Below are 10,952 nucleotides of genomic sequence, written 5' to 3' on the forward strand. Positions count from 1 at the left end.
GCACCTGTAGGGAAATACGGGTTGGGCCGTGCATACGCTCCACCGCTGAGTCCCTGTCGTACCTACCGGTCTGAGGTGGTCCCACGTCATGAGCGAAGCCGGCAACGAGAACCCGGAAATGACCGACCCGGTGGTGATCGTCGGTACCGCGTGCCGCCTTCCCGGGGGCATCGACTCGCCGGAGGAGCTGTGGCGCCTGCTGTGCGACGGCGAGGACGTCTTCGGGCCGTTCCCGACGGACCGGGGCTGGGACCTCGACGCGCTGTACGACCCCGACCCGGCGGCACCGGGCCGGAGTTACGTGCGCGAGGGCGGGTTCCTCGCCGGCGCCACCGAGTTCGACGCCTCGTTCTTCGGGATCTCACCACGTGAGGCCGAGGCGATGCACCCGCAGCAGAGGTTGCTGCTGGAGGTCGTGTGGGAGGCGCTGGAGCGCGCGGGCGTGGATCCCGCGACGCTGCGCGACACCGCCACCGGCGTGTTCGTCGGTGCCGAGGCGCATGAGTACGGCCCGGGGCTGACCAATGCGCACGGTGCCGAGGGCCACCTGCTCACGGGCACCGCGGGCAGTGTCGCCTCCGGCCGCGTCGCCTACGAACTGGGTCTTCGCGGACCCGTGCTCACCGTGGACACGGCGTCGTCCAGCTCGCTGGTCGCTCTGCACCTCGCGGTGCGGTCGATACGCAGCGGGGAGTGCGCGCAGGCCGTCGTCGGCGGCGTCACGGTCATGCCGACTCCGGCAGCCTTCGTCGCGTTCAGCCGGCAGCGCGCACTGTCGCCCGACGCTCGGCCGAAGCCCTTCGGCGCGGACGCCAACGGCACCGCGTGGAGCGAGGGCGTCGGCGTGCTGTTCGTGGAGCGCCTGTCGACGGCCCGCGCCGAGGGACATCAGGTGCTGGCCGTGGTGCGGGGCTCGGCGATCAACTCCGACGGCGCCTCGGCAGGACTCACCGCGCCGAGCGAAGAGGCGCAGCGCGAGGTCATCGTCGCGGCCCTCGCCGACGCGGGCCTGCTTCCCTCCGAGGTGGACGCCGTGGAGGCACACGGCACCGGCACCCCGCTCGGCGACCCGGTCGAGGCCCGAGCGCTCATCGCCACGTACGGACAGGACCGCGACCGGCCGTTGTACACGGGGTCGCTGAAATCCAACCTGGGGCACACCCAGGCCGCGGCCGGCGTGCTCGGCGTGGTGAAGATGGTGGAGGCCCTGCGGCGCGGCGTCCTGCCCGCCACCCTGCGCGCCGAACCACCGACACCGCACGTGGACTGGTCGTCCGGTGCCGTCGGACTGCTGACCCGGAAACGGGACTGGCCGGGCGGTGACGTCCCGCGCCGGTGCGGCGTGTCGTCCTTCGGGTTCAGCGGCTCCAACGCCCATGTCCTGCTGGAGGAGGCCCCGCCCGCACCCGACCCGGCGGAACGGGAGACCACGCCGCATCCGGCCGCGTTGCCGCTGGTGCTGTCGGCGCGCTCCGCGGCGGCGTTACGTGGTCAGGCCGCTGGCCTGGTCGGACTGGAGGCCGATCCGCGAGATCTCGGACATTCGCTGCTGACCTCGCGTTCGCTGTTCGAGCACCGGGCGGTGGTCGTCGGTCGTGACGGGCTGGAGCAGTTCGCCCGGGGTGAGGTGACGCCCGCCGTTGTGGCCGGCGTGGCGGACGTCGAGGGCGGGACCGTATTCGTGTTCCCCGGTCAGGGGGCGCAGTGGGCCGGCATGGGCGCGCGGCTGCTGGACGAGTCATCGGTGTTCGCGGAGCGGATCGGCGAGTGTGCGGCGGCGCTGTCCAAGTTCACCGACTGGTCGCTGGTGGATGTGCTGCGTCAGGCCGAGGGTGCGCCGGACCTGGATCGCGTGGACGTGGTGCAGCCGGTGTCCTTCGCGGTGATGGTGTCCCTGGCGGCGTTGTGGCGTTCGCGGGGGGTGCATCCGGACGCGGTCGTCGGCCACTCACAGGGTGAGATCGCTGCCGCCGTCGTCGCCGGGGCGCTGTCTCTGGAGGACGGTGCCCGGGTGGTCGCGCTGCGCGCCCGGGCCATCGCCCGACGGATCGCGGGTGACGGTCTCATGATGTCGGTGCCGTTGCCGGTGGAGCGCGTCGAGCCGTTGCTGCCCGCCGACGGGTCCGTGCAGATCGCGGCTGTGAACGGGCCGGCGTCGGTTGTCGTCGCCGGTCTGCCCGCCGCGCTGGAGACGCTGTTCGACACGCTGACCGCCGACGGTGTACGGGTGCGGCGTATCGCCATCGACTACGCCTCGCACACGACGCAGGTCGAGGCGATCCAGCAGGAACTGCTCGACCTGCTCGCGCCGATCCGGCCCCGGGCCGGGCAGGTGCCGTTCTATTCGACGGTGAGCAGCGAATGGCTGGACACCGCGACGATGGACGGCGGCTACTGGTACCGCAACCTGCGCCACACGGTGAACTTCGGGCCCGCGATCGCCACGCTGCTCGACGACGGGCACCGCGCCTTCATCGAATGCAGCCCGCATCCCGTGCTCCGTGTCGGTATCGCCGAGGCGGTCGAAGCGGCCGGTGTGCGGGCCGTCGTGACAGGCACGCTCCGCCGTGGCGAGGACGGTCTGAACCGCGTGTACACGTCGTTCGCCGAGGTGTTCGTGCGGGGTGTGACGGTGGACTGGTCCGGTCTGTACGAGGGCGGCCGCCGGATCGGCCTGCCCACCTACGCGTTCGACCGCCGCCGGTACTGGCTGGCCGGTCCCGGTGCCACGGCCGGGCCCGTGCGCCGACCGGAGCCCGTCGCCGACGTCCCGGCGCTCGATCGCGCGGCGCTCCTCGACGCCGTCCGGGCGCAGGCCGCCGGCGTGCTGGGGCATACGGACCCGGCCGCGATCGACACGTCCCGGGAGTTCCGCGCCCTCGGTTTCGACTCGATCACCGCCGTCGACCTCCGTGAGCGGCTCGTCGCCGCACTGGGCATCGCGCTGCCCACGTCCGCCGTGTACGACCACCCGACACCCGACCGGCTCACCGACTTCCTGCTCGCCTCCGTCACCGGCGAGACCGAGGAAGCCGCCGCCACCTGGGCCGCCGCCGACGAGCCGATCGCGATCGTCGGCATGGCGTGCCGGTTCCCGGGCGGCGTCGCCGGCCCCGACGACCTGTGGCGGGTCGCCGCCGAGGGACGTTGCGTCGTCGGTGACTTCCCGACCGACCGCGGCTGGGACCTGGACGCGCTGTTCGCCCCCGGCTCCGACGGCACGCCCGCCATCGCCACTCGCTCCGGCGGCTTTCTCCCCGACGTGGCAGGCTTCGACGCCGAGTTCTTCGGTATCTCGCCGCGAGAGGCCAGGGCGATGGATCCCCAGCAGCGCCAGCTGCTGGAGACCACGTGGGAGGCGCTGGAGCACGCCGGTCTGGACCCGACCTCGCTGCGCGGCACCCGGACCGGCGTGTTCGTCGGCACCTTCGGCGGCAGCTACGCGTCGTTGCTCGGCCGGCGCGACGACTCCCGCGGCTTCGTGATGACCGGTACGACGCCGAGTGTCATGTCGGGTCGGACGGCGTACGTGCTCGGCCTCGAGGGCCCGGCGCTGACCGTCGACACCGCGTGCTCGTCGTCGCTGGTGGCGCTGCATCTGGCCGCACAGGCACTGCGCGCCGGGGAGTGCGGGCTCGCGCTGGCGGGCGGCGTGACCATCATGTCCGCGCCCGACAACTTCGTGGAGTTCACGCGGCAGGGCGGCCTGGCCGTCGACGGTCGGTGCAAGTCGTTCTCCGACGCAGCCGACGGCACCTGCTGGTCCGAGGGCGTCGGCGTGCTGGTCCTGGAGCGGCTGTCCGCCGCCCGCGCGAACGGACACCGGATACTCGCCGTCGTGCGCGGCTCGGCCGTCAACCAGGACGGAGCCTCCAACGGCCTGACCGCACCGAACGGGCCGTCACAGCAGCGGGTGATCCGTGCCGCGCTGGCGAACGCGGGCCTGCGCCCGTCCGAGGTGGATGCGGTCGAGGCGCACGGCACCGGCACGAAGCTCGGCGACCCGATAGAAGCCCAGGCCTTGCTGGCGACATACGGCCGGGACCGGGAGACGCCGCTGCTGCTCGGCTCGCTGAAGTCCAACATCGGCCATACGCAGGCCGCCGCCGGTATCGCGGGTGTCATCAAGATGGTGCAGGCCATGCAACACGGGAGGCTGCCGCAGACCCTGCACGTCGAACAGCCGTCGTCGCACGTGGACTGGTCAGCGGGTGCGGTGGAGCTGCTCACCGAGGCCGCACCATGGCCCGATACGGGCCGTCCGAGACGCGCGGCGGTCTCGTCGTTCGGTATCTCCGGCACCAACGCGCACGTCATCCTGGAGCAGGTCGCCCAGCCGGAGCCCGCGCCCGAGACGAACGGTGTCCTGGTTCCGTGGGTGGTGTCGGCACCCACACCGCAGGCGCTGCGCGCGCAGGCGACGCGGGTCGCGACCGCGTCCGGCGGTGCGGCCGACGTGGCGCTGTCCCTGGCCGGCACCCGCACGCACTTCGCCCATCGTCTCGCCGTGACCGGCCGGGACGGCGACACCCTGCGGGCCACGCTGGCCGACCTGACCGACGCGGTCCAGGGCTCGGTCGTCCAGGGCAAGCTGGGCGTGCTGTTCACCGGCCAGGGCTCGCAGCGCCTCGGCATGGGCCGCGGCCTGTACGAGCGGTTCCCCGCGTTCGCCACGGCGTACGACGAGGTCGTCGCGGCCCTGGGCACCGAGGTCCGGGACGTCATGTGGGGCCGGGACGCGGCGGAACTCGACCGGACCCGTTGGACGCAACCCGCGCTCTTCGCGCTGGAGGTCGCTCTGTACCGGCTCGTGGAGTCGTGGGGCGTCGAGCCGGACATGGTCGGTGGCCACTCGGTCGGTGAGATCGCCGCCGCGCATGTCGCCGGTGTGCTGTCGCTGGCCGACGCGGCGACGCTCGTGCTCACGCGGGCCGGCCTGATGCAGGCCCTGCCCGAGGGCGGAGCGATGCTCGCTGTCGAGGCGACCACGGCCGAGGTCTGCTCGATGCTGGTGGAAGGAGTGTCCATCGCGGCCGTGAACGGGCCGATGTCGGTCGTGGTGGCCGGTGTCGGCGAAGTGGTGGCCAAGATCCGCGACACCTTCACGCGGCTGGGCCGTCGCACGAAGCCGCTGCCGGTCTCCCACGCCTACCACTCGCCGCTGATGGACCCGATGCTGGCCGAGTTCGGCGAGGCACTGGAGGACTGCACGTTCCAGGAACCGCGTATCCCGTTCGTGTCGGCACTCACCGGCCGGATCGACACGCCCGACAGCGGAATCTACTGGGTGCAGCATGTGCGGCAACCGGTGCTGTTCACGGACGCTGTTCGGGCGATGGCCGACGCCGGTGTCCGCACCGTGCTCGAACTCGGACCGGACGGCACGCTCAGCTCACTGGTTCCCGATGCAGCCGGCGACGTCGACCTGCGCGCGATCCCGGTGCTGCGCCGTGACCGACCCGAGGAGGACCGGGCCGTCACCGCGCTGACGGAGCTGCACGTGCGCGGCACGAAGGTGGACTGGGGGGCCTTCCTCGCGGACACCGGAGCGCACACCGTGGCCCTGCCCACCTACGCGTTCCGCCATCAGCGGTTCTGGCCGGACAACGGCAGGACGGATGACGTCATCGGCGCCGGTCTCGACCTGGCCGGCCACCCGTTGCTCGGCGCGGTCGTCCGGTTGGCGGACGGCGATGGCGTGCTGCTCACCGGCCGGCTGTCCGCCACCGCGCACCCCTGGATGGCGGACCACGTGGTCGGCGGCCGGACCCTGTTCCCGGGCACGGGATTCGCCGAGCTGGTGCTGCGCGCCGGCGACGAGGCCGGTTGCCGACGGCTGGACGAGCTGACGCTGGCCGTGCCGCTCGCGCTGCCCGCACGCGGCTCGGTTCCCGTGCAGGTCGCGGTCGGCGCGGACGAGGGCGGCCGCCGCCCGGTGAAGGTGTCGTCGTGGGCCGACGGCACCTGGACGCTGCACGCCAGCGGACACCTCACGGCGGACGCTCCCGCGGTGGACACGACGTTCGCGCGAGACACGTGGCCGCCGGCCGGCGCGCAGGCCCTGCCGCTGGACGACTGCTACGAGCGGCTGGCCGCGATGAATCTCGCCTACGGCCCGGCCTTCCGGGGCGTGCGTGCCGTGTGGCGGCGGGATGCCGAGGTGTTCGCGGAGGTCGCGCTGCCCGACGTGGTGGCAGGCCAGGCCGGTGCCTACGGTCTGCACCCAGCGCTGCTCGACGCCGCCGTGCAGGTGGCGTTCCTCGGCGAGATGGGTGTGGCGCCCGGGGCCCTGCCGTTCGCGTGGGAGGGCGTGTCCCTGGCGGCCGCCGGCGCGGCCGTCCTGCGGGTCCGTCTGACCACGAAGGGCCCGGGCGTGTCGATCACGGCCGCCGACGTGCTCGGTGATCCGGTCGCGGCCGTCGAGTCGCTGACGTTGCGGGCAGCCGCCACACCCGTCGCCGCGCATGCCTACGACTCGCTGTTCGCACTGGACTGGACGCCGCTGCCGGAAGCCGGGGCGATCGAGCCCGCCGCGGTGATGGAGTTCGCGCCGGCCACCGGCGACATCGCAGCGGCGACGCACGCGGCGGCGATCAAGGCGCTTGAGGCCGTGCAGGAGTGGCTGTCCGGCAACAGCGCGGAACCGCTGCTTTTCGTGACACACGGAGCGGTGACGGGCGAAGACCCGGCCTCGGCTGCCGTGTGGGGCCTGGTGCGGACCGCGCAGACCGAGAACCCCGGCCGCTTCCTGCTGCTCGACCTGCCCGCAGGCCAGGACCCCTCGACGGCGTACGGCGCGTTGCTGGCGTCCGGCGAACCCCAGGGCTGGGTGCGGGACGGCGTCGTGCACGCCGCCCGGCTGGCGCGCCTCGGTGCGGACGCGGGCCTGTTGCCGCCCGGCGGCCGCGGGTGGCGGCTGGACGTCCCACAACGGGGAAGCATCGACAGCATCGCCCTCGTCCCGTACCCCGAGGCCGAGCGCGAACTGACCGGCCGGCACGTACGCGTGCGGGTGCGCGCGGCGGGCGTGAACTTCCGGGACGTACTCAACGTCCTGGGCATGTACCCCGGCGACCCGGGCGCGCCCGGCGCCGAGGCCATGGGGGAGGTCGTGGCGGTCGGTCCCGAGGCGACGGGCGTGCGAGTCGGCGACCGCGTCATGGGCATGATCACGGGTGGCTTCGGTCCGCTGGCAGTCGTTGACGAGCGGTTGATCGTGCCCGTACCGGCGGCCTGGCCGGACGAGGTGGCCGCAGCCGTCCCGCTGGTGTTCCTGACCGCGTACCACGGTCTTGTCGACCTGGCGGGGCTGCGCAGCGGCGAGCGCGTACTCGTCCACGCCGGTGCCGGCGGCGTGGGCATGGCCGCGATCCAGCTGGCGCGGCACCTGGGCGCCGAGGTGTTCGCCACGGCGAGCGAGGGCAAGTGGGACACGCTGCGCGCCCTTGGCGTCGCGGACGACCACATCGCCACCTCCCGGACGCTCGACTTCGCCGAGGCGTTCGCCAGGGTGCTGGGCGAGCAGCGGATCGACGTCGTGCTCAACTCGCTGGCCGGGGAGTTCGTCGACGCGTCCCTGGGCCTGCTCGCCGACGGCGGCCGTTTCGCAGAGATGGGCAAGACGGACGTGCGTGACCCCGCCGATCTGCCCGGCGTGCGTTACCTGCCGTTCGACCTGATGGCGGTGGAACCGGACCGCGTCGCCGGCATGCTCGCCGAACTGGGTGAGCTGTTCGAGACCGGGACGCTGGCACCGCTGCCGGTGCGATCGTGGGACGTGCGGCGCGCGCGCGACGCGTTCCGGTACATGAGCCAGGCCAAGCACATCGGCAAGATCGCCCTCACGATGCCGGCGGGACCCGCCACCGACGGCACGGTCCTCGTCACCGGCGGCACAGGCGGCCTCGGCAGCAAGCTCGCCCTGCATCTGGCCGGGCAGGGCGTGGCCCGCATGGTGCTCGCCTCACGCCGCGGCCCGGCGGCGGACGGTGCGGCGCAACTGCGCGAGGAACTGGCGCGACGCGGGGTCGAGGTGCGGATGGTCGCCTGCGACATCGCGGACGCTGACGCCACCCGCGAGCTGGTCGCGAGCATCCCCGATCTGACGACGGTCGTGCACACCGCGGGTGTGCTCGACGACGGCGTGGTCGGCTCGCTCACGCCGCAGAGGCTGGCGACCGTGTTGCGGGCGAAGGCCGACGCGGCCTGGAACCTGCACGAGGCGACCAAGGACAGGCGCCTCACGGACTTCGTGACGTTCTCCTCGGTCATGGGAGTCGTCGGCGGGGCCGGGCAGGCCAACTACGCCGCCGCGAACGCCTTCCTCGACGCACTGGCGGCGCACCGCCGCTCCTTGGGCCTGCCGGCCCTCTCACTGGCCTGGGGCGCGTGGACACCGGGCACCGGCATGACCGCGACGCTGTCCGAGGCGGACCTCGCGCGCATGGCCCGCGACGGCATGGCCCCGCTGTCGACGGAGCAGGGCATGGCGTTGTTCGACGCCGCGCTGGCCGTCGATGCCCCGGTGCTGGTGCCGATGCGGCTGGACCTGCCCAAGCTGCGCGCGAGGAGTGACGTACCGGCCGTGTTGCGCGGTCTCGCCGGCACCGGCCGCCGCACCGCCGCCTCCGCCGCAGCGGCGGACACCGCCACACTGGCATCGCGGCTCGCCGGCGCGGCTCCCGACGAACGCGTGCGGCTGGTGCTCGGCGTCCTACGGACCGAGGCCGCTGCCGTCCTCGGCCACGGCTCACCGGCGGCGATCGAGCCGTTCCGCGAGTTCCGGCAGCTCGGCTTCGACTCGCTCACCGGCGTCGAACTGCGGAACCGGCTCAACACGGTCACCGGCCGCCGACTGCCGTCCACGCTCCTGTTCGACTACCCGACTCCGTCGGCGCTCGCGGAGTACCTGCGAGACGAACTCACGCCGTCCGCCGAGCCCGAGGCGGCCGGGACCGGCACACCACTGGAGCAGCTGGACCGACTGGAGGCGGCCGTCGCGACCGCCGGCTCCATGGTCGGCCACGCGGCGCTCGCCGACCGGCTCGAGCAGCTCGGCCGACGGCTGCGGCAGGCGGAGACAGACGCGGCCGGACACGTAGGCGAGATCGACGCCGACAAGATCAACTCGGCTTCGGTCGACGAGCTGTTCACGATCATCGATGGCGAGCTGGGCGTCTCCCAGAACTGACCCCGCCGCCCGCCGCCCCCCCCGTTCGTTGATGGAGAAGAGGACCTGCGATGGATGACCACGGCCAGCAGGACAAGGTTGTCGAGTATCTGAGGCGTGTCACGGTCGACCTGCGCACCGCCCGCCAGCGCATAGAGGAACTCGAGCTGACGGGACGCGAGCCGATCGCCATCGTCGGCATGGCGTGCCGGTACCCGGGCGGTGTGCGCTCACCGGAGGAACTGTGGCAGCTGGTCGTGGACGGCACCGACGCGGTCACCGAGTTCCCGGCGAACCGCGGCTGGGACCTCGACACCCTCTACGACGCCGACCCCGAGCAGCCGGGCACGTCCTACGCGCGGGCCGGCGGATTCCTCCACGATGCGGGGAACTTCGACGCCGAGCTCTTCGGGATGAGCCCGCGGGAGGCCATGGCGACGGACGCGCAACAGCGTCTGCTGCTGGAGACGTCATGGGAGGCGTTGGAGCGGGCGGGTATCGACCCGGCGTCGCTGCGCGGCAGCCGCGCCGGCGTCTACGCGGGGGTGATGTACAGCGACTACCGGGAACTGCTCGCCGACGACGCCTTCGAGGGCTACCGCACCAACGGCAGCCTGCCCAGCGTCGCCTCGGGCCGCGTGGCCTACACACTGGGCCTGGAGGGGCCGGCGGTCACGGTCGACACAGCGTGTTCGTCGTCGCTGGTGACGCTGCACCTGGCCGCGCAGGCGCTGCGCAACGGCGACTGCACGCTGGCGCTGGCCGGCGGTGTGACGGTGATGTCCACTCCGAGCACCTTCGTGGAGTTCTCGCGCCAGCGCGCCCTTTCCGCGGACGGCCGCTGCAAGGCCTTCTCCGACTCGGCCGACGGCACCGGCTGGGCCGAGGGCGTGGGCATACTCGTGCTGGAGCGCCTGTCGGACGCGCGGCGGCTCGGCCACCCGGTGCTCGCGGTGGTGCGGGGTTCGGCGGTGAACCAGGACGGCGCCTCGAACGGCCTGACCGCGCCGAACGGCCCTTCGCAGCAGCGGGTCATCAAGCTGGCGCTGGACAGCGCCGGGCTGCAAGCGTCCGAAGTGGACGTCGTCGAGGGTCACGGGACGGGCACGACGCTGGGTGATCCGATCGAGGCGCAGGCGTTGCTGGCGACCTACGGACAGGACCGTGAGACGCCGTTGCTGCTGGGTTCGGTGAAGTCGAACATCGGGCACACACAGGCCGCCGCCGGTGTCGCCGGCGTGATCAAGATGGTCATGGCGATGCAGCACGGGCTCGTGCCGAAGTCGCTCCACGCCGAAACGCCGTCGTCCCATGTGGACTGGTCGGCGGGTGCGGTGACACTTGCGGCGGAGGCGAGCCCATGGCCGGTGGTGGAGCGGCCGCGGCGGGCGGCGGTGTCGTCGTTCGGGATCTCGGGGACGAACGCGCACACGATTCTGGAGCAGGCTCCGGATGCCGAGCCGCGCGCCGAAGCGCCGGTCGACGCGGTCGTGCCGTGGGTGCTGTCCGGGCACACGCCGGCGGCGTTGCGCGCGCAGGTGAAGCAACTGGCACTTCGGCTGGACACGGGTGCGCATCCGGCGGACGTCGGCCTCACCCTGGCCACCGGCCGGGCGCACCTCGCGCACCGGGCCGCGTTCGTCGGCCGCGACGCCGCCGGCCTGGCGGCGAAGTTGACGGCCTGGACCGCGGTGGAGGCGGTGGCTGGTGATGGTCGGTTGGGGGTTGTGTTCACGGGTCAGGGTGCGCAGTGGTTGGGGATGGGGCGTGGGTTGTATGGCCG

Annotated in this window: 1 protein-coding gene and 1 pseudogene; both read left to right on the forward strand. The window is 72.9% G+C overall.

Annotated elements, in window-relative coordinates; translation table 11 throughout:
- Positions 1 to 124: 124 nt before the first annotated feature.
- Positions 125 to 9,190 (forward strand): annotated as a pseudogene (locus tag ACIP94_RS30875) (type I polyketide synthase); the annotation flags it as partial.
- Positions 9,191 to 9,279: 89 nt separating this feature from the next.
- On the forward strand, positions 9,280 to 10,952 hold a 1,673-nt coding region (locus ACIP94_RS30880; RefSeq protein WP_402432919.1), incomplete at its 3' end, for a type I polyketide synthase.

This window comes from Streptomyces sp. NPDC093261 (assembly GCF_044753645.1).
Classification (GTDB): Bacteria; Actinomycetota; Actinomycetes; order Streptomycetales; family Streptomycetaceae; genus Streptomyces.